Annotated in this window: 15 protein-coding genes; 8 read left to right on the forward strand and 7 right to left on the reverse strand. The window is 34.5% G+C overall.

Annotation, left to right across the window (positions count from 1 at the left end):
- The first annotated feature begins 95 nt into the window (after positions 1-95).
- Both DIT68_RS06640 and DIT68_RS06645 read left to right on the forward strand, forming a co-directional pair.
- Positions 96-467, forward strand: coding sequence for a helix-turn-helix domain-containing protein (locus tag DIT68_RS06640; protein ID WP_109359044.1), 372 nt, complete (start codon positions 96-98; stop codon positions 465-467).
- A gap of 20 nt (positions 468-487) precedes the next feature.
- Entirely contained in the window at positions 488-2,488 is a 2,001-nt protein-coding gene (locus tag DIT68_RS06645) for a T9SS type B sorting domain-containing protein (protein WP_109359045.1), read from the forward strand.
- 360 nt (positions 2,489-2,848) lie between these two features.
- On the opposite strand, the gene DIT68_RS06655 is transcribed toward DIT68_RS06645, so the two are convergent.
- Positions 2,849-3,685, reverse strand: a complete 837-nt coding sequence (locus DIT68_RS06655) for a hypothetical protein (RefSeq protein WP_109359047.1) — start codon at positions 3,683-3,685, stop codon at positions 2,849-2,851.
- 238 nt (positions 3,686-3,923) lie between these two features.
- Between DIT68_RS06655 and DIT68_RS06660 the strand changes: the two genes are divergently transcribed.
- The gene (locus tag DIT68_RS06660) at positions 3,924-4,226 is read left to right on the forward strand and encodes a T9SS type B sorting domain-containing protein (protein WP_158276133.1); all 303 of its coding nucleotides are present in this window, start codon (positions 3,924-3,926) and stop codon (positions 4,224-4,226) included.
- 179 nt (positions 4,227-4,405) lie between these two features.
- Here the strand turns inward: DIT68_RS06660 and DIT68_RS06665 are convergent, their stop codons facing one another.
- A complete protein-coding gene (locus DIT68_RS06665) occupies positions 4,406-6,169 on the reverse strand; it encodes an AMP-dependent synthetase/ligase (RefSeq protein ID WP_109359049.1) in 1,764 nt (587 codons plus the stop codon).
- A gap of 206 nt (positions 6,170-6,375) precedes the next feature.
- On the opposite strand from DIT68_RS06665, the gene DIT68_RS06670 reads away from it, so the two are divergent.
- The 5 genes from DIT68_RS06670 (at position 6,376) to DIT68_RS06690 (ending at position 12,543) form a co-directional block, all read left to right on the forward strand.
- Complete coding sequence (locus DIT68_RS06670; protein ID WP_146194146.1) at positions 6,376-6,858, forward strand: RNA polymerase sigma factor; 483 nt, start codon at positions 6,376-6,378, stop codon at positions 6,856-6,858.
- Positions 6,855-8,618, forward strand: coding sequence for a type IX secretion system membrane protein PorP/SprF (locus tag DIT68_RS06675; protein ID WP_109359051.1), 1,764 nt, complete (start codon positions 6,855-6,857; stop codon positions 8,616-8,618). The genes DIT68_RS06670 and DIT68_RS06675 overlap by 4 nt, the downstream gene beginning before the upstream one ends.
- A 15-nt stretch (positions 8,619-8,633) precedes the next feature.
- Entirely contained in the window at positions 8,634-9,590 is a 957-nt protein-coding gene (locus DIT68_RS06680) for a PorP/SprF family type IX secretion system membrane protein (RefSeq protein WP_109359052.1), read from the forward strand.
- A 979-nt stretch (positions 9,591-10,569) separates the two neighbouring features.
- The gene (locus DIT68_RS06685) at positions 10,570-11,646 is read left to right on the forward strand and encodes a hypothetical protein (RefSeq protein ID WP_109359053.1); all 1,077 of its coding nucleotides are present in this window, start codon (positions 10,570-10,572) and stop codon (positions 11,644-11,646) included.
- Between the two features lie 258 nt (positions 11,647-11,904).
- A complete protein-coding gene (locus DIT68_RS06690; protein ID WP_109359054.1) occupies positions 11,905-12,543 on the forward strand; it encodes a superoxide dismutase family protein in 639 nt (212 codons plus the stop codon).
- 71 nt (positions 12,544-12,614) lie between these two features.
- On the opposite strand, the gene DIT68_RS06695 is transcribed toward DIT68_RS06690, so the two are convergent.
- The 5 genes from DIT68_RS06695 to DIT68_RS06715 all read right to left on the reverse strand — a co-directional run bounded on the left by DIT68_RS06695 (position 12,615) and on the right by DIT68_RS06715 (position 18,526).
- Positions 12,615-14,618, reverse strand: a complete 2,004-nt coding sequence (locus DIT68_RS06695) for a TonB-dependent receptor plug domain-containing protein (RefSeq protein ID WP_109359055.1) — start codon at positions 14,616-14,618, stop codon at positions 12,615-12,617.
- 74 nt (positions 14,619-14,692) lie between these two features.
- The gene (locus tag DIT68_RS06700) at positions 14,693-15,496 is read right to left on the reverse strand and encodes a FixH family protein (protein WP_109359056.1); all 804 of its coding nucleotides are present in this window, start codon (positions 15,494-15,496) and stop codon (positions 14,693-14,695) included.
- A gap of 222 nt (positions 15,497-15,718) precedes the next feature.
- Positions 15,719-16,096, reverse strand: a complete 378-nt coding sequence (locus DIT68_RS06705) for a hypothetical protein (protein ID WP_146194147.1) — start codon at positions 16,094-16,096, stop codon at positions 15,719-15,721.
- A gap of 338 nt (positions 16,097-16,434) precedes the next feature.
- Positions 16,435-16,644 (reverse strand): FUSC family protein, encoded by a 210-nt coding sequence (locus DIT68_RS06710; protein ID WP_109359058.1) that lies wholly within the window; start codon positions 16,642-16,644, stop codon positions 16,435-16,437.
- A gap of 28 nt (positions 16,645-16,672) precedes the next feature.
- The gene (locus tag DIT68_RS06715; RefSeq protein ID WP_158276134.1) at positions 16,673-18,526 is read right to left on the reverse strand and encodes a T9SS type A sorting domain-containing protein; all 1,854 of its coding nucleotides are present in this window, start codon (positions 18,524-18,526) and stop codon (positions 16,673-16,675) included.
- Positions 18,527-18,548: the final 22 nt, after the last annotated feature.

An 18,548-nucleotide genomic window follows, 5' to 3' on the forward strand; every position in this document is an offset into this window, starting at 1 on the left:
ACAACCTATTACCAATTTCACGACATTTCTACAAATTATATTGGTAGTTACAAAAAATTGTTATAAGTTTGAAACTATATTCAAAAATTTTAAGAATGAATAAAAAGCCTTTATCAATTTCAGAGAAAGTTAAAACTTTAAGAGAAAATCTAGGGTATAGTCAAGAATATATGGCTGATATGCTTAAAGTTTCGCAGCAGACATATTCTTTAATAGAAAAGAAACCTGAAAAATCAAACCTTTTAAGAATTCAGAAAATTGCAACAATTCTAGATGTTAAAATTTCATTTTTGTTAAACGAGGAAGATGCTTTTAATCTATACAGTTTTCATCAAAAGGGTGGAAGTACTGCTTCTTATATTCAAAATAATACTCATCAAGAACTTAATGAAGAAATAGTTAACCAATTAAAGGAGGAAATAAAGTATCTTCGTAAGATTATAGATAATAAAATAAATCTGTCTTAACTAAACTTAATACTACCGCCATGTACAAATACATACTACTTCCTATTTTATTCCTAACAATAAACCTAAATTGCTTGTCTCAACAAATACACTATTATTCAGATAATTTTTATGGCGGAGTAACTGGTGGTGGTTTCAATCCAGGTCTTTCTTCTATAACCACAACAGTTTCTCTAAATATTCCAAACAATGCGACAATTAGGAAAGCATTATTGTTCGCAACATCTTCAAAATTTTTTATTCAAGAAAAATTTCTTGACTCAATTAATATTACTTTAAATGGGGAGATTATTTCGATTGGTCAACAAAATGCAATTAATAATAAATACACTCAGATTTACGGTTTTTCTCAGGATGATTACGTTGAATACACAACCTTAATTAAGGATATAACTCATGTAAGTTCCATTCAAAACCAACCAACAATAAATATCACCTCTTCAATGCAAGCAAATCTTCCTGCAGTCTGGAGATTCTATATTCTAATTTTATACGATAGCAATGTCTTATCAAAAACTTCTATTGATGTATATATCAACAATCAAGATTATCTACCACAACTTAATTACTCTTTAATACCATCCTATAACATAAGCTATTCGGAAGATGTTGGTCTTGTTATTAATACTGGAGATATTTGTGACACCATTAACGATGGAAGTTTTGTTTCAGTCAATTCAAGTCCAATAGGTTTAATTGGAGGAAACGAATTCAACACTATAAACACATCTTGCTCTAGTCCTTCAGGAAATTTTTATTACGAAAATAATACTTTGAACGGATTAACTGATGACACTTCTGACTCTTTAATGAATGGTACAGATGCTATTGCCAATATTAGAAATTATGGAACATCTATACCGACAGAGGTTAATTTTATTCATCAGGCTCAAAGTCATTCAAGTTCAAAAACGAATATTGTAGACCAGCTGTTCCTCACCTACACCTCCCCCTGCGACACCTTCTCCACGACCCTCACCCCAGACACCACAATCTGCTACGGTGAAACCCTCCAACTCCAAGCCACAGGCGGGGTTTCAACAGGCTCAACCTCTGGCTACGAATGGCTAGCCATTTCAAATCCTGCTGCACTAAACGATTTAAGCTGCACAGATTGTCCCAACCCAATATTTTCAGGAGATAGTAGTCAAGTTTACACCGTAAGAATTTGGAATACGGACAGTTGTTCTGTTGTAAAACCCATTAGCATTGGCGTTTCGCATCCTTCAGAAATTATAAGTTCCACCTTTAATTCGGTTTGTAGTTTTTCTACTGGAAAAATAAAGATGCAGGATGTTCCAAGCAATGTAGTTCAATTTGGTGCCGTAAATAAAAATGGAGATACATTGACGGCTAATTCAGCCAATACTTTTAATGGTTTGTCGGCTGGAGATTACACGCTTTTTTATATTGATAAATTTGGGTGCAGTACAGACACTGTAGTCAAGGTAGAGCCTGTAATAAATACTAAAGCATTATTCAACGCTTATCCTAAAAAAGGAACTGCTCCTATCTATATTAATTTGACCAATCAATCGCAAAACGCTACAGATTACAGTTGGTGGATCAATGATGCATACCAAGGCAATTCTTTTTCAGGGTTTTGGGCAGATACTTCAGGAACATACAATATAGAACTTATTGCGTGGAAAACGGATAGCATTTGTGCAGACACTGTTTCTTTTACAGTTTTCATTTTTGACAGCCTGGTTGCTTCTCTTCCTAATGTTTTTACGCCTAACAATGATGGTGTAAATGATTATTTCAATGTTAAAGTGAATCTTCCTGTGAGTTACAAGTTGAGTATATTAAACCGCTGGGGAAATCTTGTTTTTGAAAATGCGGGAGATTTAACAAAAGGAGAACATAAGTTATGGAATGGTGAAACTAAGAGTGGGGAAATTGTTACTGACGGAACTTATTTTTATAAGATGGTTTTTGGGTTGGATAGAGAATCTATAGATTGTGAATTGACGGAATGCGAGGTGGTGAAGCAAGGGTTTGTGGATGTGAGGAAGTAGAAAGAGTTTAAACCAAGGTCACGAGATGGAATCTCGCGACAGCTTGGGGATTGAACATCTCCATTTTGATCCAAATTGGCAATAAAAATACCAATACCTATAACATTACCATTTTGATCCAAGGTCACGAGATGGAATCTCGCGACAGCTTGGGGCTTTGATCATAAACATTAATACCTCCTTTATTTAGAAGATAATTGTCTAAGCTATTAACTGAGTCATTACAATAACTGAACGCTCTATGGCTAGAAATATTAAATAACGTATCTGAAGTTAAACAATTTACTTGGCTCTGCACATTAAACGCAACTAAATAAAAATACAGAAATGCCATTAAATGAAAAAAGGTTGCTATTAGTTTCATATCTTCAAAATTTTGTAGGTAAATAATTTATTATTTGATAAAAATGATATATAATAAATCCCCTTGGAACAATTTAAAGGATATATGACATCACCAAATCTTTCATACTTTATTGATATTCCCTTTGAATCCTTTATATTTACCTCGGTATTAAATTCTACATTAGCAATCTTAATTCCATTTGTAAACGGATTGGGAACTATTTGAATAGTTTCATTAGTTTTTGTCTGGCTAACAGATAGTAGTTCGGATGCTTTTATTTGATCTGCAAAAACGAAGTGTATCGCATAAATAGTGTCTGAGCCCTCTATTTTTTTATTAAAATCGTAATAATAAATTTGATCCAAAATATGGAAAGAATTTAAGGGGTCAGTTCCAGAAAAATCGTTCAGCGATTGTAATAAATGCCAAGTTGGCTCTGCATCTGCCCAGAAAAAACTCGTATTCATACAGACATTCTCAATATCTTCCTTTTTATAAGAAACTTTGATAGGTCTATTCGTTGAATTAGTGATAAATGAAATGCCATTTGCCCAAGTATTTTGCCAATTTGTCGAACATTCATTTTTAACTATTTGAATTTTGGAACGTTTACTGCCCCCAGCGTTTACAAACACCTCGAAATTATTTTGGGACCAAGATTGATTTTCTAAATTGACTTCACCGAAAACAGAATCAATTCCTTTGGTTGCATTTACATCATACCCCACAGTTACTGTGTCCTTATTTCCTATAGCATCTTCAAAATAAACCTCAAATGAAAACTCTGGAGTTTGCTGTCCAGAAAGTCCTCCCGACATAAGGAAAAACAGTAAAAAAAGTTTCTTTTTCATAGTGTTTAGTTTTAATATTCATTTCAAATATAGATGAAATTATTACTAAACCAAATATCTCTAAAACATTTAACACATTGAATCCCTTGCAAATAGATTACAAAACGCTTTGTAACTGACTAAAGTTTAAGTAACGAATCTTCATTTAAATAACATAGACAACCTTCAAGCAAAGCGCATTCTATCCCAAAATTAAGAATCATTCTCGATACAAGTTCAAGGGGAAATTGATAGTTTGGTGGCCACTCTTCCGAATGTTTTCACACCCAACAATGATGGTATAAATGACTTTTTTAATGTGAAGGTGAATCTTCCTGTTACTTATGATTTGGTGATTTTAAATCGCTGGGGAAATGTTGCTTTTGACTGGAAAGGGAAACTAGAGAAAGGTCAAAACAATTTATGGAATGGAGAAAGCAAAAATGGCGATAAAGTAAGCGACGGAGTATATTTTTATCGCATAGAGTTTTCTCAAATGGAATGGGTTGAAAAGGAAAGTTTCTGGGTATGTACATGTGATTGGGAAATAATCACGAATTGATTTGACTTATTACTACCAATTTTTTTTGAGACTTTTCACACTAACAAAATCTTATCAATCCCTTCAATCTGCGTGCAAACAAAATCAGGCTATTAGCACGTAAACAAAACACCACAAAAAAGGGACGTTTTACAAAACGCCCCTAAATCATATATCCAATTTAAATTTATAAAAAACCTTTAAACACCATAAATCTTATCCACTTTATCCTTATGGATCTCCATGATTTTCTTACGTTTAAATTTCAAAGTTGGAGTAATTTCGCCCTTCTCTACTGAGAATTCTTCATCTAGTAATTCAAACTTTTTAATTTTCTCAAATTGTCCAAATAATTCATTGTATTGCTCTATTTCTTGACGAATTCTATCAATAACAGCAGGATGTTCGACCAATTCTTTGTTTGTTTTACCTACAGAAATATTTTTTCTAACTGCCCATTCTCTTACGAAATCATAAGAAGGAATAACCAATGCAGCCGGGTGTTTTCGTCCCTCACCAATAACCATTAGTTGTTCTATAAACCTTGATTCTTTAAATTTATTTTCCATCATTTGAGGAATAATATATTTTCCTCCAGATGTTTTAAATATTTCTTTCTTACGGTCGGTAATTTTCAGGAATTTCCCATCAATCATTTCACCGATATCTCCCGTATGGAACCATCCATCATCAGTAAGCACTTCAGCAGTTTTTTCAGGTTGATTGTAGTAACCCATCATCACACTTGGTCCACGAACAATAATTTCACCATCCTCTGCAAACTTCACTTCTACGTTATCTAGCACAGGCCCTACTGTTCCGAATTTTATTCCTTTTTTAAGACAGTTAACCGAAATAACTGGAGAAGTTTCCGTTAATCCGTATCCTTCTAGAATTGGAATTTCGGCAGCTAGGAATATTCTTGCGAGACGTGGTTGAAGCGCTGCTGCACCCGAAGCAATTGCCAAAACTTCGCCTCCTAAGGCCTCCTGCCATTTGGAAAAAATAAGTTTTCTAGCGATTTTCAATTTGAAATTATACCAACCAGATTTCCCTTCTTGTTCAAATTCTTCACCAACTGAAACAGCCCAAAAGAAAAGTGCTTTCTTAATTCCAGTAAGTTCATCACCTTTAGAAATAATCTTTTCATAAACTTTCTCAATTAATCGAGGTACAGCGGTAAAGACATGAGGTTTTACCTCCTTGATATTTTCTCCAATCGTTTCTAAACTTTCAGCAAAGTGAATTGAAAATCCTGCACGCATATATAAGTAATGCAACATTCTTTCATAAACATGACAAACAGGTAAAAAAGTTAAAGATCTACTGTTGGCATCTCCTGGAATACTCGGGTAACTTCCATATACATTTGAAAGAATATTGTTGTGAGAAAGCATAACACCTTTAGGATTTCCGGTTGTTCCAGAAGTATAAATCATGGTGGCTAAATCTTCATTTTTGATCACCGCCTTTCTTTTTTCTACTTCAGCGATATCAATTTTACCAGCCTGATCCATAATTTCTGTCCAATGACTTGCGCCTTTGACTTCATCGAAGCAGTAAATACTTTTTAGAGAAGGTAGTTCACTTTTTATTCCGCTGATTTTTTGATAAAGCTCATCATCACCAATTACACACAGTTTTATATCGGCATCGCCAAAAATGTATTTATAGTCTTTTGTAGAGATATTTGGATAAATAGGCACTCCTATTGCTCCAGTTTGTTGAATTCCGATATCCATGATATTCCATTCCACCCTATTTCCTGAAACCAATCCAATTTTGTCGCCTGGCTGAACACCAAGAGCAATTAAACCTCTAGAAACTAAATTTGCTTTTTCTAAAAATTCTTTGGTGCTTACGGAATCCCACTTTCCATCTCTTTTAGTGGAAAACATTGTTTCTTGAGGGAATTTTTCAAGCTGGTAATAAGGTATATCGAATAATCGTTCTTGTTTTTCCATAGTTTTAGATTTTACATGCTTAAATCTACTAAAAAAATATCATTTACATCTAATTTCCATGCTATTATTGAATTTTAAAAAATCAACAATAAGAAAGGTTGATTATTATCAAGGTTTTAACTAAAAATAACTTAATTTAGAAAATAATTGAATTGAGGTGTAACTTTTACACCCCTTAAATTGTTTTACTGTTAAATGCACACTTTTTGACCAGAAGAGAATACAATATGGCTGTTAAAAAACATTCTTCCAATTTATATGGATATGTTTTTAGCTTTCTCCGCAACAGCGAGGATAGTCAGGATATTGTACAAGATGTTTTTGAGAAATTGTGGAAAAACAAGAAGAAAGTTGAAGTTGAAAAATGCAAAGCATGGATGTTCAGAACAGGCCACAACACATTGATCAACTTTGCAAAAAGGAAACAGCGCACTGTTTATAATACAGAACTGATTCCGGAACAGATAAATTTAGACAATCGTTTCGAGACCCAAGAAATTATTGATTTAGCTTTATCACTTCTTCCCCCACTTCAAAAAAGTATTGTTCTCCTAAGGGATTTAGAAGGGTATAAGTATGAAGAAATAGCTGAAATATTGGAAATATCTGATAGTCAAGTGAAGGTCTATTTATACAGAGCGAGAAAAAAAATTAAAAAACAGTTAGGCGATTTAACGTTAATTCAATGAGTGTACCAAATTTCGAAAATATAGACCGATGGCTTTTTGAATACACAGAAGGGAACCTTTCTGCGGATCAAGAAGCACAATTATTGGACTTTTTGGAGCTACACCCAGAGTTAATGCCAGAACTGAAGGCTTGGAAAAGTGCTAAGGTAGCTGCACCAGTTCACGAAGCAATAGCTACTCAACATTTAATAAAAGCTACACCTCTTCTACTTCGGCCATATTCTTTGGTAAGTTTAGTTTTTATCTCTCTTCTTTTAACTTGGTTTGGAATTGAAATGATTCCTGAAACGCCACTCTACTCCAAAGCACACATTGATACTGGAATCATAGACGCAGGAAATGAGGAGTCTGACGAATTTGATCAGTTCCTATCAATGTCAGAACAGAGAACTACACACAAAAAGGACGACTTGATTAAAACTGAGCGTGCCAAACTGGAAAACTCTTTAACAACTCAGGAGTCAAACCAGAATAAAGTACACAAGGCTAAAACAATCAAAGCATCACCTATTAAAGTTTCCAATTCCGGAGTTGATGCAGAGATTCAAAAATTAAAAGAAGAAGCACTCCAAAACGAACTTTTCTCTAAATTAACTATGAATGAAAACTGGGAGGATAGCGAGCAGGACTTTGCTTTTCAAACAGGGCACCGTAATATTCAGTCTGGAGATTTAAATAAAATATCAGATTATCTAAATGGTAAAGATCAAGATGAAATTCAGACTACAGTTCAAGAAAACTTAGCGAATCAGCGCAACAATAATTCATCAAGCACGAGTGCTTCGCAATCAACTTTGGCCAAGTCAATTAAAAATACGTTTAGAAAAATCAAACGCATGGCCGATTATCCTGTAGCACTGCAGAAAACCAAAAATCCGTACTTCCACGCACCAATGATGACTGGATACAAAGCTAACTTTGCAATGGTGGGAACTGCTCCAGGAAATAGAATTGAAGCAACTTCGCGCCTGCATTGGATGAACGAAAGCAACAGTCAGCTCATGAATTCTCTTTCGTGGGATGGATACGCTCACGCCATTCGAGGAGGATTAGGTGTTGACATAAACTACAACAACTATCAAAATAATGACCTCAACAATTTCTCTGCGGCATTAACTTATTCTCCGAAATTGGCAATTTCTAAAAAGATTTCTTTTGAACCTGCTTTACGTTTTAAAATGGGGGTTATTAACTTAGATATGGCCGCAAGCAGTATAGGTAAAACAGTGGAATTGGACAGAGAAAACATTATTCCTCTTTTTGAAGGTCAGCAGCAAGTGAATGGCCAACAACTTTGGTATCGAGATATTGGATTAGGCTTTATGATCAACACAGACTGGTTCTATATAGGATTTAACGCAGACAATATTGGCCGACATAACAATAACTTCTATTCAGCTGATTTGAGTAAAGAGTACAAATCTGACTTGCATTGTACTGCTGTTTTCGGAACGGAGTATGCCTCAAAAACCAAGGAGTTAAGACTAAGTGGATACGGATTATATCAAAAATACGGAGCACTTGAAGAATTTTGGTTGGGAAGTAACTTCCAATACGAATGGTTTCAGATTGGAGCAGCCGCCAGTTCAAACCTTGATTTAGCGGCATCCTTGGGAGCTGTATTTAAAGGATTAAGTTTTCACTACAATATAGATTATACAAAAAGCAGGTTGCTGAACAAACAGGTGTTGTCGCACCAGGTAACCATGAGAATATTATTAAAACCTAGCAGACATGTTGCTAAATTTTTAAAAATTTAAGAAAATCGATTCATTATGAAAAAAATACTCATCATATTCATGTTTTTCCTAATTGGAGAAGTGCACGCTCAAGACCCTCAGTTTTCGCAGTTCTATGCAAATCCCATTTATTTGAATCCTGCTTTTGCCGGAAGTCATGGTTGTCCTAGGTTTGCAGTCAACTATAGGAATCAATGGCCACAACTTGATGGTTCTTACGTAACATACTCAGCATCATACGATCAATATTTTAAAGGAATAAACGGTGGACTGGGAGTTATTATGACGCACGACCAGCAAGGAAAAGGGACGATCAATCACACTACATTGAGTTTAATTTATAATTACCATTTAAAGGTAAACCGTAAATTCACAATGATGTTTGCTGGAAAAGCGACTTGGAATCAAAAATTTCTGGACTGGGACAGATTGACCTTTGGCGATATGATTGATCCAAGAAGAGGGTTCATTTACGCCACAGGTGATGTTCCAAGAGGGGGATCTCGAGGATTCTTTGATGTTTCCGCTGGAATGGTAGGATTTACTGAAAAGTTTTTCTTTGGTGTTTCTGCTCATCATTTAAATATGCCAGATGAATCCGTAATTGTTGGAAATAGTCCAATGCCTATTCGTTTGACTGGTCACGCTGGAGCAAAACTTCCTTTGGGTGGAAAATCTCAATACAACACCGATATTTCTATAATGCCCAATATGATTTACCAATATCAGCAAGGATTTATGGAAATGTTGTTGGGAACTTATGTACAATACGGCGCATTTACAGCAGGAGTTTGGTTTAGATCTAGAGATGCATTTATTTTATCTGCAGGAATTAACACCGGAACGATAAAAGTAGGATATAGCTATGATGTTACGGTATCAAGATTAAACAATGGCGTTACTGGAGGCTCGCATGAAGTTTCTTTAGGATTCGACCTAAATTGTAAAACGAAGAAGCCTAGTTTTAGAACTATTTCTTGTCCATCTTTCTAAAGTAGTGTTTTAATAAGGTTTAACTACTACTTTATTTGTTTGATGATGAGGGGATTTCATTGAGTTGGAATCCCCTTTTTTAGTTCTAAACGCATACTGCGCAATTGTTGTTCCTCCCCCCTAAACCAACATTAAACATTGATCAACAAGGCTCAACAAACAAAAACCAGAGGAGCGGAATGTTAATGACTTAATAGGGTTACCCTTTTTAGTCGCAGATTCTAACAGCCAATTAACTTTACTTCCAACTTCATGACTTTATGTTGATAGTCAGCGTCCTATGTTCTTATTGTGAATTGGAATAAATCAAAACAGATCCTTCGGAAAATAAAAACTGAGTTTTTTTTAAGGGAAGGACATCTTCTAATCTTTTTATGATCAAAGATTCTCACAATAAAAGATCAATAGATTTAAGCGAAATTACTTATTGCAATTTAATTGGATAACCAAATCACTTAATTCTTGGGGATTAAAGGAACAAAAAACCACAAAATCATAAAGAGTCATTCTTTTTGATTAGCTCTAGGACACTTTATTTGAATGGCGAATCATACTAACCCGTCAGAAAAGGGAACTTAAAAAATAAATGCTTGTCGGGAAGCCTACCAAAGTTTAATAAATTACAATAGAAAATAGTCTACTCTTTAATTTACCGAGATTCTTGCATCCTTAAAAATCATAATTCCCAACGATGATGGGGATGACAGTTGTAGAAATTAAGGGATAAACGAAAAGGAAAAAACATTTGCAAAGGATCTCGTCAGTTCACCACTTTATCCCATTCTTGATTAGATATTTTTGCTGGTAAAATACCGGATAGGTATTAATTAAAAAGTAGCACATTGGCGATAAAGATTCCAATAGGCTATAAATACTTATAAAATTTCCGAGGATAAGCCAGAACTTTTAATATTTAGCTCTAAAATTCTATGTATATTTGAGAATAACAGAAAGTTTAATTCTCAAATATTTTTCCTTCATGGACATTTCAAAAAAGAAGCCACCATTTCCAATTAATCAAGGATTAAGAAAATATTTACGCAAATACGGTCGAGAAGATTCCATAGCTTTGGCCTACGAAGATATGTTAAGATGGAATGATAGTAGTCCTGTATATGATGCCAATGGAGAGAATACCTATTGGGAAAGTGTCATATACGATATGAGTATGCAAGAGGAGATTTTAAATGGATTAAAAGAAATTTACGCAGAGTTAAAAACAGGTGGAGATACAGAAATCATTAGTCATTTGACCGTTGGGGCAATAGATTACTGCTTATTCGCTAACTCTAATCCTTTCCGAATCAAGATTGTCAATAAATTAAATGATCACCACGATTATTTCTACATCAAGAGAGCTGATGCGTCTAGGGTTTATGGTTTGGAATTGGAACATATTCTATCACCGAACAGGATGGACTATATGGTGGATGGAAATACACTTGTAGAAGCTCACATTGCTGGAATACCTGGGGATCAATTTATGGACCATTATATGGACACACCTAACTTTTATCCGACAGGAATGGCTAAAGAGTTTGTTAAGTTTAACGAGCGTTGCTTTGTAATGTTATTGGGAGACATGCGTTCCTATAACTATGTTGTCGCCATCACACCCGATTTTGACAAAGAACAATATAGAGTAAGACCAATCGATTTTGACCAAACGGCCTATGAAGGCAGGAAAAACCATTATAAACCTCAATACTACAAGGAGAACAACAAAATAATTGATTTCTGTATACAGTTATTAACTCCAGAAACTGTGGAGCAATACAGATATGAGGAAAGGACTTTAATGAAAAGACGATACAAATTGGCACTTGCAAGACTAAATCGTTTACTGGATTCAATGCTTTATCAAGATATTTCAACTCCTGAAAAAATTGCTTCCCTAGCTGCTGATTTAAATGCTTATCACAACACAAAGCGCTTTTCTAAATACAAACACATGGGTAGAATTCTTAAATCTCACTTGGCATTGATGCTAGGAAAACCTAAACCTAAAAAATTCCCAGGAAAAGCAAATTACAAAGGCAAGGAGGAAACAAAATAGAGATAGTTAAATTTAGTATGTTTTTTTTGTGCTGTTAAACTTAATACAGGCTCATTGTTCTAACTTGAAAACAAATAGGTTTAAACGCTAAGAGTTTAGCAAATCTACTCTCAGGTGTTTTGTAATAAGAAGTAACTTCAAGTTTGTCATTTAACGGCATGAAGAAGAGCTTTAACATTATTTGTAGTCGTATTTTTTATTTAAGCATTTCATTTCAATAGATTTAAAGAACTAATTAGGAACTAAATTTATATCACAATGAAAAATTTAAACATATACGTATTTTCGATAATAGCAGTAGGATTATTGGCCTTTAGCTGTAAGGATGCCATTCAAGCCGAAGAAGGCGGCGGTAATCAAACGGATACCTCATCCGTTGAAAAATCAAACGAAAGCAAAAATGTACAACTAGCAGATCCTTTAGAAGCGAAGAAAATTGTTTCAAAAACAACATTAACAGCCAAAAGTGGCAGCAATGCAACGGGTGAAATTATTTTTGAAGAGAAGTTAGGTCAAGTTGTAATGGAGGCAAAATTTGAGGGATTAAATCCGGGAACACACGCCATTCATTTACATGAGACAGCAAACTGTTCTTCAGACGATGGTAAATCTGCTGGTGGCCATTGGAATCCGACGAATGAACGCCATGGGAAATGGGGAGATGCCGAAGGTTTTCACAAAGGAGATATCGGTAATTTTGAAGTGAAAGATGACGGAACAGCAACTGTGAATTTTGAAACAGCCGATTGGTGTATTGGGTGCGATGATGAAACAAAAAACATCATTGGGCGCTCAGTAATCATTCATGAAGGAGGAGACGATTTTATCTCTCAGCCCTCTGGAGATGCTGGAAAAAGAGTTGGATGTGCTGAAATCTCAGAATACCACGAAAAATAGAAAAGCATTATATTTAAAGAAAAAAGTCCTGAATTTTCATTCAGGACTTTTTTTTAAAAACCAATTGTAATTTAAAAAATAAACGTGGTACGCACCACGAAGTTTACTCCTTGACGTTGAATCTTCAACACGTCCAGGTGCTCATAGTAAGGCGTGTCGAAAATGTTTTCAACTCCTACCTCAGTATGTAATGCTTTATCTTTTTTCAATTTGATGTGCTTTTGAATTGCAACATTCATCAAATTAAATGCAGGAGTAGTACCTTCTCCATATCTTGCAGTACTGACATTGTTTTGAGCAAACGCTCCTACATGCTCCACCTTCACATTCCATCCCTTATAGTAATATTTCAGGGCATTGATTGATTTAAAAGGTGGAATATAGGGTAAAAAACCACCTGCATCATCTATTCCATAAGTATAACTATTTACAGATTCAATGGATAGCACTTCGATTGGATTCCATTTCACAGTTAATTCTCCACCTGTTAGCAAAGCATCAGAAATATTATCAAATTGCTTTACACCATCAGCTCCAATAGTCATGTTACTGTATTCTGACAAGACTAAACCAGTAATATAATTGGTGAATGAATTGGCAAATCCTTCAAGTGAAATTGCAATTTTTTCATACTTGACATTCACTCCTAAATTTCCGCTGAAAGACTCTTCGTTTTTAATATCTGGATTTCCTAAATAATCATGATTATCTACTCTATTGAATAAATAGAATCCATAGATTTCTTGTAAAGAAGGTGGTCTTTGTCCATAGGTCAAGCCACCATAAACTCCAATTTTCTTTGAGAATTTATAATTGGCTTGGGCAAAAACATTTCCAGAAAACCTTGTTTGTGCTGCTTCACCATCATAAAAACTTGTGATTGTTTGTCTTCCAATTTTAGTTGTAATATCAGAAAGGTTCACCTCTCCTCTAGCTCCATAAGAAAGCTTTAGGTTTTTATTTACAAACCACGTATCAGCCAAATTTAATCCAGCTGTTCTTCGTTGTCCATCTGGTACAGTGAGCATAAACATTTCTGAACCGATATCTGGATACATCGTCATTTCAGCATGCAAATCATTTTGGAAAGCATTCACTTGAAAAGTGAGAATGTGTTTTGGATTCAACACATATTTTGCTTTGCTATACATCCCGAAAGTACGTGAAGTTCCTGGCATATCCATGTGCATGGGAACCATTTCAGCTGGACGTTTGGTGTCATCCATTGCGTGATCTATAAAATTAAAGTAGAATTTTGATTCTATGCTTCTCAATTTTCTAGAACGATTTTCATAAGTATGTGTAAGCGCAGAAATATAAGCTTTAGCAAATCCCACATCCATAGTTAGAGCTGGGTAACCGATATCATAACCTTCATCTTGAATATAATCTAATGAAATTCGGTTTTTATCGTTTAATGCCACCACTAAATTGGCTCCAGCATTCCATTTTTCAAATTGAGAAAACAAGATTTCTTTGCGGTTTGCCGCATGGTAGTTATCCGCTTTTCTGTAAATTCCATTCACCAATAATGCCCAACGTTTTGTACTGTATTGAAAGGTACCCAAAGTTTGAATATTATTTGCATTTGTCTGGTAACCCGTCCCTACTTTACCGCTAAACTTTTTAGCCGCATCTAATTGTGCTTTCATTAAAGCAAAGTTAATTCCTCCTCCAATTGCACTTCCTGTTTGCTCTCCATTCGGCGTTGTACTCAATTGAATTTTCTCCAAGTTGGTAGGTTCGATATAAGAACTAATTGGGTCCATGCGGTCTGTACAAGCTCCAAACATTTGCATACCATCAATTGTCGTATTGATTTGCCCTGCATTTAAACCTCTAATTGTAGGTTCTAAAGCAAAATTCCCTCGTTTAATTAACGTAATTCCGGGGGTTGTACTCAGTAACTTGTCAGTCGATTCTTGCAATTGAGCAGATGCTTTTTCATTACTGTTATTCTTCTGTCCTTGAATGACAATTTCCTTATAGTTCTGTGACGGTCTTAAAGTGTCCTCTTGCGAGAAAACGAAACCTCCTAGAATAAAAGAAAGACTCAATAATATAAACTTTTTCATCTCTTCATTTTTTTTATAAAAAACCCCATTTGAATCAACAGGGTCTTTTAATGATTGTGTTATTTTCTAAATGATTAGAACAAAACATCTATGTAAGCATTCACAATTGTATCTCCTGCTTTAATTAAGTCAAGATTCAATCTCCAGTCTCCCGTCATTGTGAAATTTGCTTTCCCATCGTAATATCCATTTCCAACACTTACTGGAGAAACATTATTTGGTGAACCATGTCCCATCGAAGTCATTTGTGGATCCATCGCAATTGTGAAATCATTTACAGCTGGAAAAGACATCATGGTTTCTTTCTTGTGTACCATAAAGGAAACGTCATTCATTCCCACTTGCCAATCGAAAGGTCGTACTAAAGTAACGATGTATTTTTCACCGTCCGTTCCATTGTAAGAGCCCACGTACTTTGTTCCTGTTGGGTTCATCATCACGTTAATGTCAAAAGAAGCAGCTTCTCCATTGGCAATAACATCCAATTCCCAATCTCCCATGCTAGAAGCCATTGTAAACACAACCATTCCTTCATAATATTTTGAAGAAGAATTAAAAACGGGTTGTTCTAATGGACTACTGTGTTGCATTGTTCCCATGTCCATCATTGGCATAAAAGAAACCATAGCGTTTTCAACAGCACTACCGCCCAAATCCTTCACTTTAACGTATAAAGGCGTGTATCCCATTTCAATCGTCTCCGTTTTAGCATACAACTCTACAATTAAATCATTGTCGGTTGTGTCTTTATCTATAAGTTTATATTGTGATTGAGAACTAGTGCCTCCAGTAATCGGGTCATCCATATTGTCGTCCTCTTTATCACATGAAACAAATAGAAATGCACTCATTAACGATAATAAAAATATCTTTTTCATCTTTTTAATTTTAATTTTAATAATATATAGCTTCAATCAAACCCGTATAATTTTTTCGAGTCGATGAATTTTTAATAAATAATTCTTGGGGTAAGGCAAATGGGAAATAGAAACTATTTCATAAAAATGCCTTTAAATTGAGGGAAGTCTAAATTTTAAATTTCTGTATCTATTCCTAAGAAAACTGTTTAATATTCGTAAAAGGAATAAACAGATTAAAAGTTAGACAGTTTTTGTTTGTGGTGGTTGGAAGATAGGGTTAACAATTCCTTTTGTTAAATCCGTATTGAAGTAATATGAGATATTTTCCTCAACATGGAATTCTGTTTTTTCTTGAACTTCAACTATGGCCTCATCAAGAAACATGAGAATTTCAGGAGAGACATGAATTTCCTTACTTTCTTTCTCCTCTTGATTATCTGCCAACTGGTCTGATAAATGACATTTACCATTACATTTCAATTCTGGTTTGTCTTTGTTTTCACAGTACAATTCCGTGAACTGCTCAATATCCATAATATATTCCGCAAAAATTCCAATCTGATTGAACGAGTAGCTCAACATGATAAAAAGAAGCGATATGGATATTAGTTTTTTCATTTATGATACAAAGATAGTATTAAAGTCAAAATAGTCCGATATTGATTTGTATGACTTTCGTCATTTTTCAAGGTAGTATTTGAGGGGATTGGAATTTAGAGATTTAAGGAATGGAGGATTAAAGAATTTAAAGATTCAAAGGTTCACGACAAACCTTTTTCTGCTTGAGGAGTCCCGTTTATTCTCAACACCATTGATCAAAACGTATCATGACTACATCATCGCTCATGCAGACTACTCAACAACTGTCTAATCGGTTTTTCGTAAACCTCATAGTTGCAACTGTTCCAAAATTCAAAAGTATAATTGCTTTGTTTTGGTATTAAATAATAGATATTCTATTTATTATTGGAATTATTAAACCCTCTATAAATGAAAAATAACGGTATTAAGGAAACGATTCCGATGCTGCTTTTAAAAATACTAAAGATGATAATTCCGATCATTGCACCAATAAAAACAGCGTTCATAATACGTGTTGACTTAGCTTTTCTGTCTGCTTTTAATGAGCTTTTATCTGTTAATCCCATTGTTTCTTCTTGTTTCATTTATTTTAGTTTTTAATAATTTCTAATGCTACTTAAAAATTTTCTTTACCACCTTCCCTTTCGTAGATTCTATTTGCAGCAAATAACTTCCTTTCGGTAAGAAATCCAAATCAATTATTCTTTGATTTACCACTGTTCCGCTTTTAGCGATTCGCCCATCGATGTATAAAATTGAATATTTTGCTCCATCTTCAATACCTTCTAAGTTAATTATTGAGTTAAAAGGATTTGGATAAACATTGAGGTTTATTTCGGCTTTGTTTTCGTTTAAGCCGACATTTGTTGTCATTCTTCCGAGATAATTAATTGGAATCTCCATGTTGTCTTGGAAATCACCTCCTACGTAAAGATCATAACCAGAGAAAGTTACAGTATTGACGGGCTTATCTAAAATCGCAATTGGATTTACTGAATTATACACTAAATCATAAGTTGCCAGATTAGAACCAAAAGTCCCCATCATAAACTCTATATCGAAATCACCACCAAGTATAATTTCACTACCCATACGATGCGCTAATGAATTTATTGAGTGATCCCTTAGTCCAAAATTATTTAAAAATAAAGGCTGCAAAATTGAATTATAATATCTGCTAAGACAAACCTTGTTATCACCCGATTCGTAGCCACAAGTACCACCAAAAATCAAGGTATTTCCTACGTATAAAACTGTGTTTACAGTATCACTAACTTCTCCATCAATTCCATACCAAGTATCAGAATGATGACTGTGAATTACTACATTATTTACTGAAATCGTTGTATCAATTGTAGCATTAGAATTATAAATAGTAACTGAATCAAAGTGTCCTGCATGAACTCTACCGTATGAACTTGCGGTAATATCGTTAATAACACCATTTACCTTTGCTTGCTTCTCCCAAGTATTGTCAAACAAGTAGTGCCAAATCTCTTGATTCTCCGGAATTGAAGGATGACTAATGGCTACTTTTATCTTATGATCGCTCCCCCGACGAAAAGCACTTGTTGCAATAGCACCAATTCTTTCAGGAATATCCATAAAACTCCAATTCGTTCCATTAAACATTGCCATAGGATACAACTGTCCGTTGTGATATAATTCTCCAAACACATATAAATCTTGCGAATTATGCATAACATCATTGATTTTCCCTTCAATCCCAGTGCCATAACATGAAAGCTGATTATTTCTGTAATAACCTACATTTAAACAAGGTAAACCATCTAGCTCCGTAAATTCTCCTGCAATAATCAAACGTCCATTCAGGTCTTTTTCAATTTTAGTTACCCTCCCATTTGCTCCTCCTAAAATTTGTTCCATTGTCTGAGTTGGCGCATACGCCGGCTGAATCCATTTTAATTCATCAAGTGTAAATCCATATTCATTTGCCCATTCCACAACTCCCACTGTGTGAATGTCCTTTATATAGTCGTAATTATGTTCTTTACTGATTTTGGCAACTAATTCTTCATTCCCAGAAACGTAAATCATTTGTCCGACAGCACAGTTCGTTCCTAAATGATCAACAAAATAAGGTGTTCTTATCGGATGATATTTATTGATTGGAAAAACTTTATTGTCAGCATACTCTTGAAGTTTGTTCAACAAGAATAATCTGTTTGAAATTTGATCTGAATTAAAAGTTGAGGAATAATTTTTTGATAAATGTTCAATGACCAGATTGAGATGCGTTTGAATTCTATCTTTATCAGATTCAAATGAAACTAAGCCTTTTGGGACAATTTCTTTGTGATGCCTCCATTCTTTATTGGCCTCAGAAAGATGGTTAAAATAGGAATCTAGTGGTATTTTATTGTTTGCTTGAAAAGACAAATTTATCCCGATAAAAATAGTGAATAGTAAGGTTCTAATGTGTGTAAAATATTTATTGGTCTTCATAATCCTAGTTTTAAAAATTTTC

Source organism: Brumimicrobium oceani (assembly GCF_003143775.1).
Classification (GTDB): domain Bacteria; phylum Bacteroidota; class Bacteroidia; order Flavobacteriales_D; family Crocinitomicaceae; genus Brumimicrobium; species Brumimicrobium oceani.

What these genes read in the sequence shown, in the direction of transcription:
- DIT68_RS06645 (WP_109359045.1), top strand. Translation starts at nt 488, where the DNA reads ATGTACAAATACATACTACTTCCTATTTTATTCCTAACAATAAACCTA.
- DIT68_RS06640 (WP_109359044.1), top strand. Translation starts at nt 96, where the DNA reads ATGAATAAAAAGCCTTTATCAATTTCAGAGAAAGTTAAAACTTTAAGA.
- DIT68_RS06685 (WP_109359053.1), top strand. Translation starts at nt 10,570, where the DNA reads ATGGACATTTCAAAAAAGAAGCCACCATTTCCAATTAATCAAGGATTA.
- DIT68_RS06690 (WP_109359054.1), top strand. Translation starts at nt 11,905, where the DNA reads ATGAAAAATTTAAACATATACGTATTTTCGATAATAGCAGTAGGATTA.
- DIT68_RS06700 (WP_109359056.1), bottom strand. Translation starts at nt 15,496, where the DNA reads ATGAAAAAGATATTTTTATTATCGTTAATGAGTGCATTTCTATTTGTT.
- DIT68_RS06705 (WP_146194147.1), bottom strand. Translation starts at nt 16,096, where the DNA reads ATGAAAAAACTAATATCCATATCGCTTCTTTTTATCATGTTGAGCTAC.
- DIT68_RS06710 (WP_109359058.1), bottom strand. Translation starts at nt 16,644, where the DNA reads ATGAAACAAGAAGAAACAATGGGATTAACAGATAAAAGCTCATTAAAA.
- DIT68_RS06665 (WP_109359049.1), bottom strand. Translation starts at nt 6,169, where the DNA reads ATGGAAAAACAAGAACGATTATTCGATATACCTTATTACCAGCTTGAA.
- DIT68_RS06715 (WP_158276134.1), bottom strand. Translation starts at nt 18,526, where the DNA reads ATGAAGACCAATAAATATTTTACACACATTAGAACCTTACTATTCACT.
- DIT68_RS06675 (WP_109359051.1), top strand. Translation starts at nt 6,855, where the DNA reads ATGAGTGTACCAAATTTCGAAAATATAGACCGATGGCTTTTTGAATAC.
- DIT68_RS06695 (WP_109359055.1), bottom strand. Translation starts at nt 14,618, where the DNA reads ATGAAAAAGTTTATATTATTGAGTCTTTCTTTTATTCTAGGAGGTTTC.
- DIT68_RS06655 (WP_109359047.1), bottom strand. Translation starts at nt 3,685, where the DNA reads ATGAAAAAGAAACTTTTTTTACTGTTTTTCCTTATGTCGGGAGGACTT.
- DIT68_RS06680 (WP_109359052.1), top strand. Translation starts at nt 8,634, where the DNA reads ATGAAAAAAATACTCATCATATTCATGTTTTTCCTAATTGGAGAAGTG.